The 18341-nt window shown below is 28.4% G+C and carries 20 protein-coding genes; 8 read left to right on the forward strand and 12 right to left on the reverse strand.

The window, feature by feature from the left end:
* The first annotated feature begins 11 nt into the window (after positions 1 to 11).
* Positions 12 to 596: a SprT-like domain-containing protein gene (locus ABNT65_RS09995; protein ID WP_348747785.1), complete on the forward strand. Its 585-nt coding sequence runs from the start codon at positions 12 to 14 to the stop codon at positions 594 to 596.
* A 16-nt stretch (positions 597 to 612) separates the two neighbouring features.
* A complete protein-coding gene (locus tag ABNT65_RS10000; RefSeq protein WP_348737966.1) occupies positions 613 to 1683 on the forward strand; it encodes a mannose-1-phosphate guanylyltransferase in 1071 nt (356 codons plus the stop codon).
* Positions 1684 to 1694: 11 nt separating this feature from the next.
* Here ABNT65_RS10000 and ABNT65_RS10005 read toward each other — a convergent pair whose 3' ends face one another.
* Both ABNT65_RS10005 and lpxK read right to left on the reverse strand, forming a co-directional pair.
* A complete protein-coding gene (locus ABNT65_RS10005) occupies positions 1695 to 2174 on the reverse strand; it encodes a thioredoxin family protein (RefSeq protein ID WP_348737965.1) in 480 nt (159 codons plus the stop codon).
* 55 nt (positions 2175 to 2229) lie between these two features.
* Entirely contained in the window at positions 2230 to 3255 is a 1026-nt protein-coding gene (lpxK, locus tag ABNT65_RS10010; RefSeq protein ID WP_348704337.1) for a tetraacyldisaccharide 4'-kinase, read from the reverse strand.
* Positions 3256 to 3317: 62 nt separating this feature from the next.
* On the opposite strand from lpxK, the gene ABNT65_RS10015 reads away from it, so the two are divergent.
* Both ABNT65_RS10015 and ABNT65_RS10020 read left to right on the forward strand, forming a co-directional pair.
* Positions 3318 to 4412, forward strand: coding sequence for a Nif3-like dinuclear metal center hexameric protein (locus ABNT65_RS10015; RefSeq protein ID WP_348747786.1), 1095 nt, complete (start codon positions 3318 to 3320; stop codon positions 4410 to 4412).
* Between the two features lie 3 nt (positions 4413 to 4415).
* On the forward strand, positions 4416 to 5192 hold the full coding sequence (locus tag ABNT65_RS10020; protein ID WP_348704335.1) for a hypothetical protein: 777 nt from the start codon (positions 4416 to 4418) through the stop codon (positions 5190 to 5192).
* Positions 5193 to 5282: 90 nt separating this feature from the next.
* Here ABNT65_RS10020 and rpsU read toward each other — a convergent pair whose 3' ends face one another.
* Together rpsU and prfA are read right to left on the reverse strand one after the other, a co-directional pair.
* Positions 5283 to 5471 (reverse strand): 30S ribosomal protein S21, encoded by a 189-nt coding sequence (gene rpsU / locus ABNT65_RS10025; RefSeq protein ID WP_348704334.1) that lies wholly within the window; start codon positions 5469 to 5471, stop codon positions 5283 to 5285.
* Between the two features lie 333 nt (positions 5472 to 5804).
* The gene (prfA, locus tag ABNT65_RS10030) at positions 5805 to 6881 is read right to left on the reverse strand and encodes a peptide chain release factor 1 (RefSeq protein ID WP_348704333.1); all 1077 of its coding nucleotides are present in this window, start codon (positions 6879 to 6881) and stop codon (positions 5805 to 5807) included.
* Positions 6882 to 7076: 195 nt separating this feature from the next.
* Here prfA and ABNT65_RS10035 point away from each other — a divergent pair, with 195 nt between their 5' ends.
* From ABNT65_RS10035 to ABNT65_RS10050, 4 genes are read left to right on the forward strand one after another with little or no spacing between them, the layout of a single operon-like run.
* Positions 7077 to 7754 (forward strand): TetR/AcrR family transcriptional regulator, encoded by a 678-nt coding sequence (locus ABNT65_RS10035; RefSeq protein ID WP_348747787.1) that lies wholly within the window; start codon positions 7077 to 7079, stop codon positions 7752 to 7754.
* Positions 7747 to 9414 (forward strand): peptidase domain-containing ABC transporter, encoded by a 1668-nt coding sequence (locus ABNT65_RS10040; protein WP_348704331.1) that lies wholly within the window; start codon positions 7747 to 7749, stop codon positions 9412 to 9414. Before ABNT65_RS10035 ends, ABNT65_RS10040 begins: the two co-directional genes overlap by 8 nt.
* Positions 9415 to 9419: 5 nt before the next feature.
* Positions 9420 to 10778: an HlyD family secretion protein gene (locus tag ABNT65_RS10045; protein ID WP_348704330.1), complete on the forward strand. Its 1359-nt coding sequence runs from the start codon at positions 9420 to 9422 to the stop codon at positions 10776 to 10778.
* Positions 10778 to 12166 (forward strand): TolC family protein, encoded by a 1389-nt coding sequence (locus ABNT65_RS10050; RefSeq protein WP_348704329.1) that lies wholly within the window; start codon positions 10778 to 10780, stop codon positions 12164 to 12166. The genes ABNT65_RS10045 and ABNT65_RS10050 overlap by 1 nt, the downstream gene beginning before the upstream one ends.
* Positions 12167 to 13610: 1444 nt before the next feature.
* On the opposite strand, the gene ABNT65_RS10055 is transcribed toward ABNT65_RS10050, so the two are convergent.
* Genes ABNT65_RS10055 through ABNT65_RS10090 form a run of 8 tightly spaced genes read right to left on the reverse strand, consistent with a single transcriptional unit; the run spans position 13611 to position 18311 of the window.
* A complete protein-coding gene (locus ABNT65_RS10055; RefSeq protein WP_348704328.1) occupies positions 13611 to 13895 on the reverse strand; it encodes a hypothetical protein in 285 nt (94 codons plus the stop codon).
* Position 13896: 1 nt separating this feature from the next.
* The gene (locus ABNT65_RS10060; protein ID WP_348704327.1) at positions 13897 to 14172 is read right to left on the reverse strand and encodes an ATP-dependent Clp protease adaptor ClpS; all 276 of its coding nucleotides are present in this window, start codon (positions 14170 to 14172) and stop codon (positions 13897 to 13899) included.
* 7 nt (positions 14173 to 14179) lie between these two features.
* Positions 14180 to 15013 (reverse strand): 50S ribosomal protein L11 methyltransferase, encoded by an 834-nt coding sequence (prmA, locus tag ABNT65_RS10065; protein WP_348704326.1) that lies wholly within the window; start codon positions 15011 to 15013, stop codon positions 14180 to 14182.
* Positions 15013 to 15420: a hypothetical protein gene (locus ABNT65_RS10070; protein ID WP_348704325.1), complete on the reverse strand. Its 408-nt coding sequence runs from the start codon at positions 15418 to 15420 to the stop codon at positions 15013 to 15015. The genes prmA and ABNT65_RS10070 overlap by 1 nt, the downstream gene beginning before the upstream one ends.
* A 1-nt stretch (position 15421) precedes the next feature.
* Positions 15422 to 16180, reverse strand: a complete 759-nt coding sequence (gene tpiA / locus ABNT65_RS10075) for a triose-phosphate isomerase (protein WP_348704324.1) — start codon at positions 16178 to 16180, stop codon at positions 15422 to 15424.
* A 58-nt stretch (positions 16181 to 16238) separates the two neighbouring features.
* Complete coding sequence (locus ABNT65_RS10080) at positions 16239 to 16727, reverse strand: TlpA family protein disulfide reductase (RefSeq protein ID WP_348704323.1); 489 nt, start codon at positions 16725 to 16727, stop codon at positions 16239 to 16241.
* A 3-nt stretch (positions 16728 to 16730) separates the two neighbouring features.
* Entirely contained in the window at positions 16731 to 17216 is a 486-nt protein-coding gene (locus tag ABNT65_RS10085; protein WP_348737953.1) for a TlpA family protein disulfide reductase, read from the reverse strand.
* Between the two features lie 15 nt (positions 17217 to 17231).
* Complete coding sequence (locus ABNT65_RS10090; protein ID WP_348704321.1) at positions 17232 to 18311, reverse strand: ABC transporter permease; 1080 nt, start codon at positions 18309 to 18311, stop codon at positions 17232 to 17234.
* Positions 18312 to 18341 lie beyond the last annotated feature (30 nt).

The raw sequence follows: 18341 nt of genomic DNA on the forward strand, positions 1-18341 counted from the left end.
TAAAAAATAATTTGTCATTAAAAAAATACATTCCTGAAAAAGCTGTCCCTCTTGCTGAATATTTAATTCAACAACATCAAATAAATTTAAAAGTAGTTGGACAACGTCAAACCAAACATGGTGATTTTCGTAGATTACCTAATGGAAAAATGCTTATTACTGTTAATAACAATTTAAATCCATATCAGTTTTTATTAACTTTAGTTCATGAAATAGCACACCATGTTACGTATCAAAAATTTGGAAGAGTTCAACCCCATGGAAAAGAATGGAAAACAGTTTTTCAACATTTAATGCTTCCTTTTTTAAAACCCGAAATATACCCTTTAGAAATATTACCTTTTCTAGCTAATTATTTAAAAAACCCTAAAGCTAGTACTGATACTGATGTAAAATTATCATTAGCTTTGCGAGGCGGTATGGCTGAGTCAGGAAAGAATTTTATCTTTGAAGTCCCAAACGGAAGTATTTTTCAGTTTAAAAATACGTTATATAAAAGAGGAAGTAAACGAAGAACACGTTATGAATGCTTAAATCTAAACAACAAACGCGTGTATCTTTTCAATCAAAATGCAGAAGTACTACTTATTGAGTAGCTTAAAAACATAAAATATGAATACTAATTATTACGCTGTAATTATGGCTGGTGGTGTTGGGTCTCGGTTTTGGCCTGTAAGCACAAAGCAGTTTCCAAAACAATTCCATGATATGCTAGGAACTGGTGAGTCATTAATTCAGAAAACCTTTCAAAGAATTAATCAACTTATTCCCTTAAGTAATGTTTTAATTGCTACCAATGAACTTTACGAAAACTTAGTTTTAGAACAGTTACCTAAACTAAATAAAAACCAGCTGCTATTAGAGCCAGCTATGCGTAATACCGCTCCATGTATTTTGTATGCTGCCTTAAAGATTTATAATCAAAATCCTGATGGAATCATGTTAGTAGCACCATCTGATCATTGGATAGAAAATGAAACTAATTTTTTAAATAGTATTGAAACTTCTTTCAAAGCTTGTGAAAAGGAAGACATTCTTATGACATTAGGTATTCAACCCGATTTTCCTAATACTGGTTATGGATATATACAATTTGATAAAGAAGAAGGAACTATTAAAAAAGTAAAAAACTTTACTGAAAAACCTAATTTAGAAAAGGCTAAAACTTTTTTAGCTAGCGGTGACTATCTTTGGAATGCTGGAATATTCATTTGGTCTGTTAAAAGTGTTTTAAACGCTTTTAAAGAACACTTACCTGAAATGTTTACTATAATGAATAGCACAGAATATAATACCGATAATGAACATGACTTTATTTTAAAGAATTATGAAGCTTGTGAAAACATTTCAATTGATTTTGGAATTATGGAGCGTGCTAACAATGTACATGTTTTACCCGTTAATTTTGGGTGGAATGATTTAGGCACTTGGGGATCATTATATAATAAGCTTGATAAAAATGAGCAGCAAAATGCTATTGTAGGAGCTCAAACTATATTTAAAGATGCTAATGGGAATATGGTTAGAACCCAAAATGGTAAAAAGGTAATTATTCAAGGTTTAAGCGATTTTATCATTGTAGAAAAAGAGGATGTTTTGTTAATATGCCCTAAAAAAGATGAACAAGATATAAAACAAATTTCCCAAGAAGCTAAAGCTATTTTTGGAGATGATATTGTATAAAAAATCCGAAGCTAATACTTCGGATTTTTTTTATAATATTTATTCACTACTGTTTCAAAAAAGGGATAATAATAATCAGTCAAATAAGTTCCTCTCTTCTCTCCTAATGTTTTTTCATTTTTATCAATTACTAAAACCATAGGAAAAGAGTTTTTATATTTATTTTTTAGTTTTTCATTTTCTATTCTAGCTGCATTAGTTACCAAATCTTTATTTCTAGGAAAATTCGCCATATATAAAATTAAATTTTTATCTGCATACTCCTTAAATTTTAAGGTATGAAATAACTCTTTATCTAACCTAATACAAGGCCCACACCAATCTGAACCTGTAAAGTATATCAATAGTGGTTTATTTTCTTTTGCAGCTTTAGCTAAAGCATTAGTGTAAGTTGATTCCCAATTTATATTAATTAAACTATTTTCAACTTCTTGTGAAGTTACCAATGAAGTACTAATTAATAGAACAAGAGTTAGAATTACTTTCTTCATTTCAGACTATTTTCAACTATTTATAGTTATCAAAAACAATACCAAATTTACAACTTTATCTATTAACATAACTGTTTATTAAACTATTAAATTCATTTTGTTTTTCTAAAAAAACACTTTCTATACTTAGGTAATATAAATTATCTATTTTATTTTCTAGTCTAACAAAATCTTTTTCTGTAGTTAAAAGGATTTTTTCATTTCCTTTAATAGCATCATATTTCTTTATAATTTTTTCAATGTCAGCTTGTGTAAAATTATAATGGTCTGGAAATGGCAAATGTTTAAACTTAATTTCTTTTAAAGTTAAAAAATCCAATAATGGTTTGGGATTGGCTATTCCTGTTATTAATAGTAACTCTTTATTTTTTAATTTATCAACTAGTATTTCTTTTTTTCCATTTATGTTTTCTTCATATAATATACCTGTAAAATATACTTGTTGGTGTTTTAGTGGCTTTATTTTTTTTATTATAGTTTGTTTTAAATCTTCTGATAAATTATTAGGACATTTTGTTATAATTATCATATTTGCCCTTTTAGCACCTCTCCTACCTTCTCTTAAATTACCTGTTGGTAATATAAAATCATCTACAAATAAATCATCAAACTTAGTTAATAGTATATAAAAACCTGCTTTTACTTTCCTATGTTGAAATGCATCATCTAATAAAATTACTTCAGGCTTTTCTGGTAATCTTAACAACTTATTTATCCCATTTGTTCTATTTGCATCAACGGCTACTTTAATTTCTTTACCATATTTTTTATAAAACTGTAAAGGCTCGTCTCCTACATCTTCAACAGAATGTTTATTATTAACTAGTAAGAATCCTTCTGTTTTTCGTTTATAACCTCTACTTAGTGTAGCAACTCTGTAATCATTTTTTAACAAACGAATTAAATATTCAATTTGGGGAGACTTACCTGTTCCTCCAACACTCAAGTTTCCTACAGCTATAATTGGTATCTCAAATTTATTTTCCTTGAAAATATTGTAATCATATAACAAATTACGAATTGTTGTTACTAAGTCATACACCAAGGCAATTGGGAATAGTAAAAATCGAATAAATTTCATTAGAACGAAAGTAATTAAAAATCTTAACTTTGATACTTCATTTTACTCTTATAAAGTATACCATGAAAATACGAGAAATTACAAACTACATAGAAAAGCTTGCTCCTCTTCCTTATGCTGAAGATTTTGATAATGTAGGCTTGTTAATAGGTGAATATACAACCGAAGTAACTGGAGTTTTAGTAACGTTAGATACCTTAGAAAAAACGATATATGAAGCTATTGAAAAAAATTGCAATCTAATAATTAGCTTTCATCCAATTATTTTTAGCGGTTTAAAAAAGCTTAATGGGAATAATTATGTAGAAAGAGTAGTTTTGAAAGCTATTCAAAACAATATTGCTATTTATGCTACACATACTGCTTTAGATAATGTAAAAAATGGTGTTTCAGCCAAAATGAGTGAAATTTTAGGGCTGCAAAACTTAAAGACATTAATCCCTAAAAAAGGAATCATAAAAAAACTAACTACTTATGTTCCCACGTCAAAAGCTAACACATTGAGAAATGTTCTTTTTGATGCTGGTGCTGGAAATATTGGTAATTACGATAATTGTTCTTTCAATATAGTTGGAAAAGGTAGTTATAGAGGAAATGAGAATTCTAATCCAACTATTGGGAAAAAAGGAGATTTAATGTTTGAAGAAGAAACTTGTATTTCTATAACTTTCGATGGTTACCTAGAAAGTAAAATAGTAGCTACTTTATTAAAAGAACACCCTTATGAAGAAGTTGCCTATGAAATAGTAACACTAAACAATGCTAATCAAAATGTAGGAATGGGAATGATTGGTGAATTAGAAAGTTCTTTAGATGAAATAAGCTTTTTAAAACTAGTAAAGAAAATATTTAAAACAGATTGTGTAAGGCATTCTGAATTTATAAATAAACCTATAAAAAAAGTAGCTGTACTAGGAGGCTCAGGAAGTTTTGCTATTAATAATGCCATAAAATCTAATGCAGACGCTTATATTAGTGCTGATTTCAAGTATCATGAGTTTTTTAAAGCTGAAGGTAAAATACTTTTAGCTGATGTTGGACATTATGAGAGTGAACAATTTACAAAAAACCTTTTGGTTGATTATCTTAGCAAAAAATTTAGTACTTTTGCAATTATTTTAAGCGAAGAAAGTACGAATCCAATACACTATATTTAAAAGATGGCAAAAAAAGACGTAACGGTAGAAGAGAAATTAAGAGCACTGTATGACTTACAGTTAATCGATTCTCGAATTGATGAAATTAGAAACGTTCGTGGTGAATTACCTCTAGAAGTTAACGATTTAGAAGATGAAGTTGCCGGATTAAACACCAGACTTTCTAACCTAGCCTCTGATGTTAGTAACTTAGAAACAGATATTTCTAATAAAAAACAAGCTATTACTGAATCAAAAGCTTTAATAACTAAATATACTGAACAACAAAAAAACGTTCGTAATAACCGTGAGTTTGATTCTTTATCAAAAGAAATTGAATATCAAGAATTAGAAATTCAATTATCTGAGAAAAGAATTAAAGAGTATAAAGCAAAAATAGCTCAGAAAAATGAGGTTATTTCTGGAACCAAAGGTAAATTAACTAAACAAGAGTCTCATTTAAAGCACAAAAAAAATGAGCTTGACGCTATTTTAAAAGAAACAGAAAAAGAAGAACAATTATTAAAAGAAAAGTCTGAAGAGTTCTCTCAATCTATAGATCGTCATTTGTTAACTGCTTACAATAGAATTCGTAATAAAGTAAAAAATGGTTTAGCAGTTGTTTCTATTGAACGTGGAGCTGCTGGTGGATCTTTTTTTACCATTCCTCCTCAAGTACAGTTGGAAATAGCTAATCGTAAAAAAATTACTATTGATGAGCATAGTGGACGTATTTTAGTTGACGCTGCTTTAGCTGCCGAAGAGCGTGAGAAAATAGATAGTTTATTTTCTTCTTTCTAGAAAATAAATTTTAAAGAATAACACAATATAAAAAGCTCAATCTTTTATAAAAGATTGAGCTTTTTATATTAAACCGAAAAGAAAAATATTCTACTCTTCTCTTAAAAACTGCTCTTTATAAGCTGCTTTTTTAACCTCTGCTCTTCTTGCAACTGATGGCTTTGTATATTGCTTTCTTTCTCTTAATTGTTGTAAAATTTTAACGTCTCTAAACTTACGCTTATAACGTTTTAAAGCTCTATCAATATTTTCACCATCTTTTACTATAATTTTTAACATATATCTAATTTTAATTTATATCACGCTTCTTAAAGTTTCAATTTTGCTCTAAAACTATATAGATTTTAGTAAAATTCTATATAGTTGTACATCTAACCTTTACCTAATGGTAGATTAAACTTAATTCATAAAAAGAAAAATTTATTATTAAACTTTGAAAATAAGTTATATAACTAGAATTATGATAAATGCTTATTTCGCAGACATTCCCCTCTTTAAGGATAGAACCTAAATGAAGGTGCAAAGTTATTGTTTATTTAGTTATCAACCAAATAAATAATAAACCTCAATCTTTAAAGATTGAGGTTTATTATTTATATTATAAAATACTTATTAAATAGTCTCTCCTAATTCTTTTAATTTAGAGGTATTTTCTGCAAGCATTAATTCATCTATAATTTTTTGGATATCTCCATTCACTATATTTTGTAAATCATATAATGTCAAGCCAATTCTATGATCAGTTACTCGTCCTTGAGGGTAATTATATGTTCTAATCTTGGCAGAGCGGTCTCCTGAAGTTACCATGGAACCTCTTTTAGCGGCATCTTCTGCTTGCTTTTTTGCCAACTCTAAATCATATAAACGAGAACGTAATACTTTAAATGCCTTCTCTTTATTCTTATGTTGTGACTTTTGATCTTGACATTGCGCTACTAAACCTGTTGGAATATGTGTTAAACGCACAGCAGAATACGTAGTATTCACCGACTGACCTCCTGGTCCAGATGAACAGAAATAATCAATACGTACATCTTTAGGATTTATCTCTACATCAAATTCTTCAGCTTCAGGAAAAACCATGCATGTAGCTGCTGAAGTATGAACACGCCCTTGAGTTTCTGTCTGTGGTACTCGTTGCACACGATGTACACCAGCCTCAAACTTTAAAGTCCCATAAACATCTTCTCCTGATACTTCAAATTGAATTTCCTTAAAACCACCGTTAGTCCCTTCACTATAATCTACCACAGATACATTCCAACCTTTACCTTCACAATATTTAGAATACATTCTAAATAAGTCTCCAGCAAATATACTAGCCTCATCACCTCCTGTACCTGCTCTTAATTCCACAACAGCATTTTTAGAATCTTCAGGATCTTTAGGTATTAATAAAAACTTTATTTCCTCTTCTAAAGTAGGAATACGACCTTTAGCTTCATCCATTTCCATTTTAGCCATTTCTACCATTTCCGCATCACTCCCATCAGCTATAATTTCCTTAGCTTCATCAATAGTATTTAAAAGCCCTTCATACTCTTTAGCCTTTTTAACTACCTTACCTAAATCCTTATATTCTTTATTTAATTGCACATAACGCTTTTGATCAGTAATTACATCTGGTTGAATAATTAAATCAGAAACCTCATCAAAACGTTGTTTTACTATCTGTAATTTGTCTAGCATTGTATCTTTTCTTGGAGTGCGAATTTACGATTTTTCTTAAAATTAAACACATAACAAACTATTTAAAATATCTAACCATCATACAATTTAAGGTAATTCACTCTTCTTTTTCAAATGTAAATTAATTTATTTTTAACATTATTACTTTCTAGATTAATAGTATTACTATTATTTTTGCGATAAATATTTTCACATATGAAAAGATTACTTTCGAATATAAAAATTGACATTCCAGAAGGAATTTATATAAAAGACCCTGAATCTTCTAGTTTAGGTAAAAAAATTATTAGCAATAGCATAATACTTATTGAAGAAATTGGATTTGAAAGATTTAATTTCAAAAAACTTGGCACCTCAATAGGCTCAAATGAAAGTTCAATTTATAGATATTTTGAAAGTAAACATCATTTATTAATTTACTTAACTGCCTGGTACTGGGGATGGTTAGAATACCTATTAGTTATTGAAACCTACAGCATTAGCAACTCTAAAGATAAATTGATAAAGGCTATTGAAGTAGTTACTAGAACAACAAAACAGGACAATAATTATGGACATATAAATGAAGTTTTGTTAAATAAAATTGTTATTAATGAAAATTCTAAATCTTATTTAACAAAAGATGTTGATAATGAAAATAAAGAAGGTTTCTTCTTGCCTTATAAACGAGTAGTTAGACGTTTGTCAGAGATAATATTAGCCTATAACAACAATTATAAGTATGCTTTAAGTCTTGCAAGCACCCTTACTGAAAGTGGCCTACATCAACATTTTATAAAATTACATTTTCCTTCTATCACAAGTTGTAATGCTAACATTACACCAACTAGTTTTTTAACTGATTTAATTTTAAAGACACTTACAAATGACTAACCCTCCTCTTTCTCCTTGGACTAGATTCTTAGGATTAATAAAACTTGAAAGGAAAGATTTTTTACAGATAGCCTATTTTGCCGTATTTGAAGGAGTGGTAGCGTTATCATTGCCTTTAGGAATACAGGCCATTATAAATTTACTTCAAGGAGCACAAATATCAGCTTCTTGGATTATTTTAATTATCCTTGTAACCTTTGGCGTTGCTTTCTCTGGCGCATTAAAACTAATGCAAATGCGAATTATAGAAACTATTCAGCAACGAATTTTCACTAGAGCTTCATTTGAATTAAGTTATCGCTTACCAAAAATAAAAATGAGTGAACTTAGAAATTATTATTTACCTGAATTGGCTAATCGTTTCTTCGACACTTTAACTATTCAAAAAGGACTTGCTAAAATATTAATTGATGTACCGTCAGCATTTTTACAAATAATTTTTGCTTTAGTACTTTTATCATTTTACCATCCGTTTTTTATTTTCTTTGGGTTATTACTAATTCTATTAATTTATGGTGTGTTTAAATATACAGCTCAAAAAGGATTAGATACTAGTTTAATTGAATCTAAAAATAAATATAAAGTTGCACACTGGCTTCAAGAAATAGCTAGAACAGTAATTAGTTTTAAGCTATCTGGAAAAACAAATTTAGCTTTAGATAAAAGTGATAATCTTGTAAGTGATTATTTAAAGTCTAGAGAGAATCATTTTAAAATATTGGTTATTCAATTTATTCAAATGATAGGTTTTAAAGTGTTAGTAACAGCTGGACTATTACTTATTGGTGGTTTTTTAGTTCTAAACCAAAAAATGAATATTGGTCAATTTGTTGCAGCAGAAATCATTATTCTTTTAGTAATTACTTCTGTTGAAAAATTAATTGTTGGCTTAGAGTCTTTTTACGATGTGCTTACTTCTATAGAAAAGCTTGGACAAGTTGTTGATAAACCTTTAGAACCTCAAGAAGGAGAAATCATCACAAATGGAAATCCTATTACTATTGAACTTCAAAATGCAAGTTATAAAGTAAAAGAGGTTAATAATCCAATTTTAAATGATATTTCTTTAACTATTACTCCAAAAGATAGAGTATTTATTGAAGGCGCTAGTGGTAGCGGTAAATCAAGTTTACTACAGCTTATTTCAGGTGTTATTCTACCTACTTCTGGCTATCTATACATTAACAATCTATCAATATCAAGCTTATTAATTAATAATTATCGAGCTAATTTAGGACTTTCCTTATCTGAAGAAACTCCTTTTGAAGGAACCATACGTGAAAATATAACGTTTGGAAATACTGATATTACAGATGATGAAATTTATAAGATCCTAAATTGTGTAGGGTTAACTGACTTTATCAAACAACAACCTAAAGGGCTTAACACTTTCTTAAAACCAGAGGGTAAACAAATAGCCTACACAACCGCTAAAAAAATAGTTTTAGCAAGAGCTATTGCTAAAAAACCTAAGGTTTTAATTCTTGAAGATCCTCTAGATCAATTTAGGAAAGAAGTAACTCAAAACATCATAAACTTCTTAACGGATCCTTCTCAATCTTGGAGTTTAATTGTAGTTAGTAACAATCAAGCATGGAAAGAAAAATGTAACAAACATATTCTTTTGGAAAAAGGTGGTATTAAAAAGTTTAAATCGTAAATGCTATGCTAAACATTTCAAAAAATAAAATCTCAGAATATATAGACATCACTTCATTTAAATCTGGAAGTGAAATTTTCACCAAAGAGTACCATAAGCGGTTTAAACGCTTCTTATTATACATTACTCTATTTTTATTTATTGTTTTATTCTTACCATGGACTCAAAACATTACAAGTAAAGGAAATGTGACTACGTTAAAACCAAGTCAAAGACCTCAAACATTACAATCTCAAATACCTGGACGTATTGAAGAGTGGTTTGTAAGAGAAGGTGAATTAGTTAAAAAAGGAGACACTATACTTCGTATATCTGAAATAAAAAGTGAGTACTTTGACAATAAACTAGCTGAGCGAACAGGTGATCAAATTAATGCCAAATCTTCTTCTGTAAATGCTTACAAAAACAAAGTTATTGCTTTACAACAACAAATAGTAGCATTACAAAAAGAACGCTCTTTAAAATTAGCACAAGCTAAAAACAAACTTACTCAATCTCATTTAAAAGTTAAAAGTGATAGTATTGACTTAGAAGCTATCAAAATAAAATCTTCCATTGCAAAAACCCAATTTGAAAGAACTGTCTCTCTTCAAAAAGAAGGTCTTAAAGCTGTAAAAGATGTTGAAGAAAAACGCTCAAAATTTCAAGAAGCTAATGCTAAATTAATTTCCCAACAAAATAAATTACTTACTTCTAGAAACAATATTATAAATGCCGAGCTTACTATTTCTACATTAAAAGCTAGTTATGCAGATAAAATTTCTAAAGTACAAAGTAATTTATTTTCTGCACAGTCTAGTGCTTTTGATAGTGAAGCTCAAGTTTCAAAACTTGAAACTAACTTAGCTAACTACAAAAGAAGAGGAAGTTTATTATTTGTTACCGCTCCTCAAGATGGATATATAAATAAAGCTATTAAATCTGGAATTGGAGAAACATTTAAAGAAGGTGAACAGTTGGTAAGTATTATGCCTGCCAATTATGAGTTAGCAGTTGAAATGTATGTTAGACCTATTGACTTACCTCTAATCCATATTGATGAAATGGTTAGAGTTCAGTTTGATGGATGGCCTGCCATAGTTTTTAGTGGATGGCCAAATGTTTCTTACGGTACTTATGGAGCTAAAGTTATTGCTATTGAAAACTTTATTAGTACAAATGGTATGTATCGAGTTTTATTAGCCCCTGATAAAGACGCAGAACCTTGGCCTAAAGCTATAAGAATAGGTTCTGGCGCTAGAACTATTGCTTTACTTGAAAATGTACCTATTTGGTATGAGTTATGGAGGCAAATTAATAGCTTCCCTCCTAATTTTTACCAACCTGAAACTACAATAAATTCAACATCTAAAAAGAAAAAATAATGAAAAAGTTTTTATCCTTTTTATTATTTATTAGCACAGTTACTATTGCTCAAACTCCAGATATTTTAAGTCTTGAAGAATATATAGGCTATGTAAAAAAATACCATCCTATTTTAAAACAGGCTCAATTAATTACTAGTAATGGAGAAGCTAAACTTTTAAAGGCTAGAGGTGCATTTGACCCCAAAATTGAGGTAGACTATAATCGTAAAAAATTTAAAAAATCTGAATATTACAATAAATTGAATACTACTTTTAAAATACCTACTTGGTACGGTATTGAATTTAAAGCTAATTATGAGACTAATTCTGGTATTTATCTAAACCCTGAGTTAAAAACTCCTAAAAATGGTTTGTATAGTGCTGGAGTATCTATTTCTTTAGCAAGAGGCTTACTTACTAATAAGCGTATGGCTACTTTACGAAAAGCCAAACTATACAACAAGCAATCTATAGAACAACAAAAGTTAGCTATAAATCAAATTTTATTTGATGCTATTAACGTTTATTTTAAATGGTTAAAAAACTATCAAACACAATCTGTTTATGGTGATTATTTAACAAATGCAAAAGTAAGATTAACTAATATTAAAAAGAGTTTTTACGCTGGAGACAAACCAGCTATTGACACCTTAGAAGCTAACATTAATTACAAAAATAGAGTTTTAGATTTAGAGAAATCTAAATTAAGTTATACAAAATCTAAATTAGAGCTTTCTAATTTTTTATGGTTAAATAATAACCTTCCTCTGGAATTAAAAAACTCTATAATTCCTGATATAAACACCTTAACTATTATCGATACGGTTTTAGATTCATCTATCTCTAAAGCTTTGAACTTTAACATAGAAGTACACCCAAAGTTAAAACAACTAAATTTAAAGAAAGAAAGTTTATTAATTGAAAAAAGATTACAACTTAACAAATTATTACCTAAAGTAGATCTACAATACAACTTCCTTTCTGCAGACTACAGAAATATTAATTCTTTTAACACTTCTAACTATAAAGGTGCACTCCAAATTAGTTTCCCTCTATTTTTAAGAAAAGAACGTGGTAATTTAAAGCTAGCTAAACTTAAAGTTAAGGATATTGATTTTGACATTACTGCTACTAAAGTGGCTTTACAAAATAAAATTAAAGCTACTATTACTGAAATTAATTCTTATAATGAACAAAATAGGATTTTAAATGACCTTGTTAATGATTATAGTACTATAGTAAATAGTGAAGAAAGAAAGTTTTCTTTAGGTGAAGGTTCCCTATTCCTTATTAATTATAGAGAAGTTAAATTAATTGAGAGTAAACTCAAACTCATTAAAACTCAAAATGAGTTATTCATAGCTAAGTCTACTTTGGTTCAACTTCTAAATAACTTTAAAGTTTAAGTATCTATTATTAGATATAAAAAAACCTGAACTCACATTCAGGTTTTTTATAACCAAACTTAGTATAAAACTAACTACTACTATTTAAAAACTATACTTTTCTATTTTTTTAAAAGCTCTCCTTTCAGGGGTGTCTTTTCAGACCGCATATACAAGGGAAATCTTACTCAGAGAGACTTTAGGTGTTTATACCTTTGTATAAACTAGGGAAAACAAACTATATTATACAATGAAAACTCAGCTTAACAACAAAACCATTTTAAACTGATTTTCAGTTATTTGACACATTTTTTTTCATTAAGTCACTTCTTTTGTAAAAAACATTAAAAAAACCTTGAACTCTCACTCAAGGCTTTTTATAACCAAACTTAGTATAAAAACTAACTACTACTATTTAAAAACTATACTTTTCTATTTTTTAAAACTCTCTTTTCAGGAGCACCTTTTCAGATTACATTATACTAGGGAAATCTTACTCAGAGAGTATTTAAGGGTTTATATTTATTAGGGAAAAACAAACTATAAACTACTAATATTAACTATTCTAATGATCGTTTTAAAACTTGAAACAAATTATTTGTTTATTACTTACATTTATATGACACATTTTTTTCTACTAGGTCACATCCTTACAAAGAAAAACTTTACTACATAACCAACATACTTGTTTTATTTTATCTCCAAATAATGACTAAAAAAGAATTAAGATTAGAACAATAGTATAAACTGGTTTAATTTCATCTTCAAAAACACCTAATAAAAAAGACCTTGAATATTCATCCAAGGCCTTTTTGTCTAACCAAACTTAGTATAAAAACTAACTACTACTATTTTAAAAACTATATTTTTTTCTTTATTAAAAGCTCTCTTTTCAGGAATGTCTTTTCAGACCGCATATACAAGGGAAATCTTACTCAGAGAGACTTTGGGTGTTTATACATTTTGTATAAACTAGGGAAAAACAAACTATAATTAATTATAATTATATCTTTAATGAACTTGTAAAAAACTTTAAAACTATTACTTTGTTTTTGTTTTCATTTATATGACACTTACTTTTCTAAGAAGTCACATAAAAGTTAATTTTTATTTTCTTTTAATTCTTTTTAAAAAGACCTTGAACATATATCCAAGGCCTTTTCGTCTAACCAAACTTAGTATAAAAACTAACTACTACTATTTTTAAGAACTTTTCTTTCTTTTTAATTAAAAACCTCTCTTTTCAGTACTTCTTTTTCTGTATTCATACACCATATCTTACTAAGAGAGACTTGTTTTTAGGGGCTTTTTTAAAGAAAAAAGCTAACTAATTGTTCAATGAACATTTAAAAACTTCAAAACTGTTATTTTATTGTTTTGTGTTTTCATGTTATTTGACACGTCTTTTTTTAGATAGTCACATTGAATCAAAAAAAAAATCTCAAAATTTTTATTTTGAGATTTTCTAGTATAAATATTTTCTTAAAATTACTCGGTGTTCTGGTAGTGATTTATCATACTTTTCTACCAGTTTTTCAAGTATTTCTGGCGGTTTCACTCCTACTTCTTTTTTTGATTTAAATTTAGAAACATATAAGTTATAATATTCTTCTTCTTTTATTTTTTCTTTCTCAAAAATTAAAAAATGAGTTTCATTTAACTCTGTAAAGCATATTTTTTTTCCTTTGAAAGCCCCTGATTTGTCTTCAAAAAAATCAGAAAACTCATAATACCTAAAAACGTTTTCCATATTATACAATCTCCGCAGAAAGTCCTAGCTGTAGTAACCTAGAGCATCTTGGTTCTAAATCTTTATATTCTCCAGTTTTTACTGCACACTTACCTTTGTAGTGAACTAAAACTGTACATTGTTCTGCTTGTTCTGGTGTATGCTCACACACACTTATTAAACTATCAATTACAAAATCAAAGGTATTTACATCATCATTGTATAAGATAATTTCATACTCTTTTGTTTCTTGTATTAAAACATCTAATTCTTCTTGAATTTTCTCTATTGTGCTCATCTTCCTTCTATTTTTGATATCTCAATGCTACCCAATTATTCCTTTCTATGGTTTTATATAAAGATAATCCATATTTTATTACATTGCTATCTATTATTGAAATATCTTCTTTATAAAAACCACTTAATAGTAATGTTCCTTCTTCATTTAAACTATTAATATAAGTTTCCATATCATTGAGCAAGATATTTCTATTAATATTCGCTATAATAACGTCATATTTTTTATCTATTAAAAGCTTAGCATCTCCTTGATATACATTTATTTCTTGACATTTATTTCTTTCTACATTTTCAATAGAGTTTTCATAACACCATTTATCTATATCTATAGCGTCTATGGGTTTTGCTCCTTTTATTTCTGCAAAAATGGCTAAAATTCCTGTACCACACCCCATATCAAGTACTTTTTTATCGTCCAAATCTAAATTTAGCAAATGTTGTACCATCATATGTGTAGTTTCATGATGACCTGTCCCAAAACTCATTTTAGGCTCTATTACTATATCATATCTCAAATTAGGATTCTCATGAAAAGGAGCTCTAATACTTACTAAATCATCTACTTGTATAGGTTGAAAATTTTTTTCCCATTCCGCATTCCAATTAGTTTGAGCTACTTCAGTATTCTGGTATTCAAAGATAAATTCTGGAGAGTTTAATATAAATATTTCTTCTAAAATACTCTCGTTCCAGTCCTGCTTTTGTATATATGCCGTAACCCCTTGTTCATTCTCTACAAAACTTTCAAATCCTACATTACCTAATTCTGCTATCAATATTTCAGTTGCAGGTTCTTTTGGTGTTACTTTAAAAGTATACTCTATATAAACATTATCCATCAATCTATTCCTTCTTTTTGTCTTAGTTTATTAATAAAATCAATACCACATTCTAATTTTTTAGCGATTGGCATTTTCTTAGAGATTACTCTCCAAAAAGGCATTATACTCTCTAACTTTTCTCCTTCTTTATACTTTTGATAAGCTAACTCAGTAACTATCCTTAAAAAAATACTAGTAGTTACTGGACAAGAATTATCAGCATTATTGGCTAAAGCAATATCTTTTCGCATTGTTTTTAAATCAACTTGGGCACCATAAGGAATTTCGTTAACATAACTTTCAATTATTTGAGGAGTTGCTATAAACATATTAGTTCCTTCTGAAAGATCTGCAAACCTTTTTTCTATCACCTTTTTTTGAGGTGGTTTTGCGTTATTATATTTTTCTTGCCAAGTTTTTGCCATTTTATATTGCCTCTACTATCGCTAAAAAGTCTTCTGATTTTAATGAAGCGCCACCTATTAAGCCTCCATCTACATCTGATTTCGAAAATATTTCTTTTGCATTGGCTGGTTTAACGCTTCCTCCATACAATATAGAAACTTTATTAGCTAATTCTTCATTGTATTCTTTAGCTAAAACTTGTCTGATAAAAGCGTGCATCTCCTGTGCTTGCTCTGGTGTTGCTGTTTCTCCTGTTCCTATTGCCCATACTGGCTCATAAGCTAAAGTTATTTTCGAATAATTATCTTCTAACAAATGAAACAAACTTTCTTTTAATTGCGTCTCTACAACTTCAAAGTGTTTTTCAGTTTTTCTATCTTCTAATTGTTCTCCAAAACAAAATATTACTTCTAAACTGTTAGTTAGTGCTGCATCTACTTTTTTAGCTAACATTTCACTTGTTTCTCCAAAATAACTTCTTCTTTCTGAATGACCAATAATAACAATACCTACCCCTATTTCAGTTAACATCTCTGCTGCAACTTCTCCCGTAAATGCACCACTTTTTTCTTGGTGTACATTTTGTGCAGCCACTTCAATTACTGATTTTTCGGTTCTCTTTACTGCTGTACTTAAGTTAACAAAGCTTGGCGCTATGATAACTCTTTTATCTTTTAGCTCTTGTTTTTTTAATCCTTTTTTTATTCCCTTAATTAGCTTTTTTGCTTCATCAAGGTTTTTATTCATTTTCCAGTTGCCTGCAATAATTTTGTTTCTCACGGTGTTAAGTTTTTAGTTGATTGTGTTATAGTTTTGTTGTTAAGCTTGCAAAAATACATCATTTTTTTAAGCTTTGTTCTATTTGTTTATCTGTTGATTTTGTAGCATTGAATACTTTGATTCCGCCAGTTTCATCTACCACTAAATATCTAGGAATCCAACGTAATTGAAGAAAATTAGCGAAATCTCCTTCCCATCCAGACTGCATAAAGTAATGATTTCCGCTTAAATTTAATCTTTCAATACTTTCTTTCCATTCTTCTAAAGATTTATCTAATGATAAAAACACGTAAGATGCTTGTGGATATTTTTCTTTTAATTCTAATAAATAAGGTAAACTATCTAAACAATCTTTACACCATGAAGCCCAAACATTAATTACTATTATTTTTCCTTTATTTTCTTCTAATATTTGATTAAAAGCTACCTCATTATTATTTATGTTTATAAATGTGTCGGCCAATGCTTTTTTTGAAAAGGCTGTTTCATTAGTTATACAGCTAGAATAAAGACTAGTTATTAATAGTAGTAGAATATACTTTTTCATTTGTTATTTTATTAGTTTAGCTTCAATATCTGCAACTTTAGCACTTTTAAACACTACTATTTCTTGATTGGTATTAATTAATAAAAATCTAGGTATTGTTTTTAATTTTATAAATTTTGCTATAGCTCCTTTTCCTTTTTGCGGGATATAATAATGTTGTCCTTTTAAATTCTTTAAATTTTCTAGTCCTCTTTTCCAATCATGATACGAATGATCTACTGATAGGAAAACATAATCAATATCATTATTTTTTTCTTGTAGTTTTTCTACATCTTTAAAACTATCTTGACTGTAGGGACAATAACTTGCATAAACTTGTATAAAAGTTTGTTTATTCTTATTCCTTTTTAACAATTCGTTTAAATTGATTGAATCTCTATTTATTGTTACTAACTTTTCTTCTAAAGATTCTTTTGTAAATGATTTTGGTTGAAAAACGGTACAACTTGTAAAAAATATGGTTATTAAAATTATTAAAACTTTCTTCATATTTATATTCTCTTTTTACTCATATAAATTTACTCTAGGGTCAAGCACACTATATAATATATCTACTACAATATTAATAATAATAAACAATGTTGCTATGACTAATACACTCCCCATAATTACTGGTAAATCTAAAGTATTCAATGCATTTACAATCTCTTTACCTAAACCATTCCAGTTAAAAATATACTCTACAAAAACGGCTCCTGCTAACATAGAAGCAAACCAACCTGAAATTGCAGTTATAACTGGATTTAAAGAGTTTTTTAACGCATGTTTTTTTATTACTTGATAGGTATTAAGTCCTTTTGCTTTAGCAGTTCTTATATAATCTTGACCTAATGTTTCTAATAATGAATTTCTCATTAGCTGAATTATAACTGCTAGAGGTCTTATTCCTAAAACTAGTGCCGGTAGTGTTAAATTTTTCCATTTTATAAAAACATCTTCTCCAAAATCATCTACCTCAAATAAACTACCTGTCATATTTAGATTTGTATATTTATGTAATATAAACCCAAAAAACCACGCAAATAATATTGCTGAAAAAAAAGATGGAATACTCATTCCTAATGTACTTATAACAGCTATTATCCTATCAAAAATAGTGTCTTTAAGTATAGCTGATAAAACACCTAATAATATTCCAAAAAAAATAGCTAAAGCTATAGCTGTAATGGCTAAAACTGCCGTATTAGGTAATGTTTCTGCTATTACTTCTGATACACTTTTCCCATTTTTCTGAAATGACTGTCTTAAATATGGGTATTTAACAACTAACGTTAAGTTTCCTAGATTAAATAATTTATGATAATTATACTTATTTTCACTCAAAAAAGTATAATCATCATTATTTTTACTATGTAATGATATTGGAGAAACATCATTAAGATAATATAGATATTGAGTGAAGATTGGTTTGTCAAACCCATATTTCTTTCTAATATTATCCAGTTGTTCTGTATCTTCTCTTTGGTCTAGCATCATTCTAGCCGGATCTCCAGGTAAAATATTAAATAATAAAAAGATAACTGTTACTACCCCAAACAGGGTTATAAAACCGTAGAAAAGTTTATTTATAATGTATTGGATCATTAGAAACAAAGATAAGAGAAACTCGTAAAA

This window comes from Tenacibaculum sp. 190524A02b (genome assembly GCF_964036645.1).
In the GTDB taxonomy this organism is placed as follows: domain Bacteria; phylum Bacteroidota; class Bacteroidia; order Flavobacteriales; family Flavobacteriaceae; genus Polaribacter; species Polaribacter vairaonense.

What these genes read in the sequence shown, in the direction of transcription:
- ABNT65_RS10085 (WP_348737953.1), bottom strand. Translation starts at nt 17,216, where the DNA reads ATGAAGAAAGTTTTAATAATTTTAATAACCATATTTTTTACAAGTTGT.
- ABNT65_RS10090 (WP_348704321.1), bottom strand. Translation starts at nt 18,311, where the DNA reads ATGATCCAATACATTATAAATAAACTTTTCTACGGTTTTATAACCCTG.
- ABNT65_RS10040 (WP_348704331.1), top strand. Translation starts at nt 7,747, where the DNA reads ATGACTAACCCTCCTCTTTCTCCTTGGACTAGATTCTTAGGATTAATA.
- prfA (WP_348704333.1), bottom strand. Translation starts at nt 6,881, where the DNA reads ATGCTAGACAAATTACAGATAGTAAAACAACGTTTTGATGAGGTTTCT.
- ABNT65_RS10045 (WP_348704330.1), top strand. Translation starts at nt 9,420, where the DNA reads ATGCTAAACATTTCAAAAAATAAAATCTCAGAATATATAGACATCACT.
- ABNT65_RS10005 (WP_348737965.1), bottom strand. Translation starts at nt 2,174, where the DNA reads ATGAAGAAAGTAATTCTAACTCTTGTTCTATTAATTAGTACTTCATTG.
- ABNT65_RS10000 (WP_348737966.1), top strand. Translation starts at nt 613, where the DNA reads ATGAATACTAATTATTACGCTGTAATTATGGCTGGTGGTGTTGGGTCT.
- ABNT65_RS10070 (WP_348704325.1), bottom strand. Translation starts at nt 15,420, where the DNA reads ATGGCAAAAACTTGGCAAGAAAAATATAATAACGCAAAACCACCTCAA.
- ABNT65_RS10080 (WP_348704323.1), bottom strand. Translation starts at nt 16,727, where the DNA reads ATGAAAAAGTATATTCTACTACTATTAATAACTAGTCTTTATTCTAGC.
- ABNT65_RS10015 (WP_348747786.1), top strand. Translation starts at nt 3,318, where the DNA reads ATGAAAATACGAGAAATTACAAACTACATAGAAAAGCTTGCTCCTCTT.
- ABNT65_RS10035 (WP_348747787.1), top strand. Translation starts at nt 7,077, where the DNA reads ATGAAAAGATTACTTTCGAATATAAAAATTGACATTCCAGAAGGAATT.
- ABNT65_RS10020 (WP_348704335.1), top strand. Translation starts at nt 4,416, where the DNA reads ATGGCAAAAAAAGACGTAACGGTAGAAGAGAAATTAAGAGCACTGTAT.
- rpsU (WP_348704334.1), bottom strand. Translation starts at nt 5,471, where the DNA reads ATGTTAAAAATTATAGTAAAAGATGGTGAAAATATTGATAGAGCTTTA.
- prmA (WP_348704326.1), bottom strand. Translation starts at nt 15,013, where the DNA reads ATGGATAATGTTTATATAGAGTATACTTTTAAAGTAACACCAAAAGAA.
- ABNT65_RS10060 (WP_348704327.1), bottom strand. Translation starts at nt 14,172, where the DNA reads ATGAGCACAATAGAGAAAATTCAAGAAGAATTAGATGTTTTAATACAA.
- ABNT65_RS10050 (WP_348704329.1), top strand. Translation starts at nt 10,778, where the DNA reads ATGAAAAAGTTTTTATCCTTTTTATTATTTATTAGCACAGTTACTATT.
- ABNT65_RS10055 (WP_348704328.1), bottom strand. Translation starts at nt 13,895, where the DNA reads ATGGAAAACGTTTTTAGGTATTATGAGTTTTCTGATTTTTTTGAAGAC.
- lpxK (WP_348704337.1), bottom strand. Translation starts at nt 3,255, where the DNA reads ATGAAATTTATTCGATTTTTACTATTCCCAATTGCCTTGGTGTATGAC.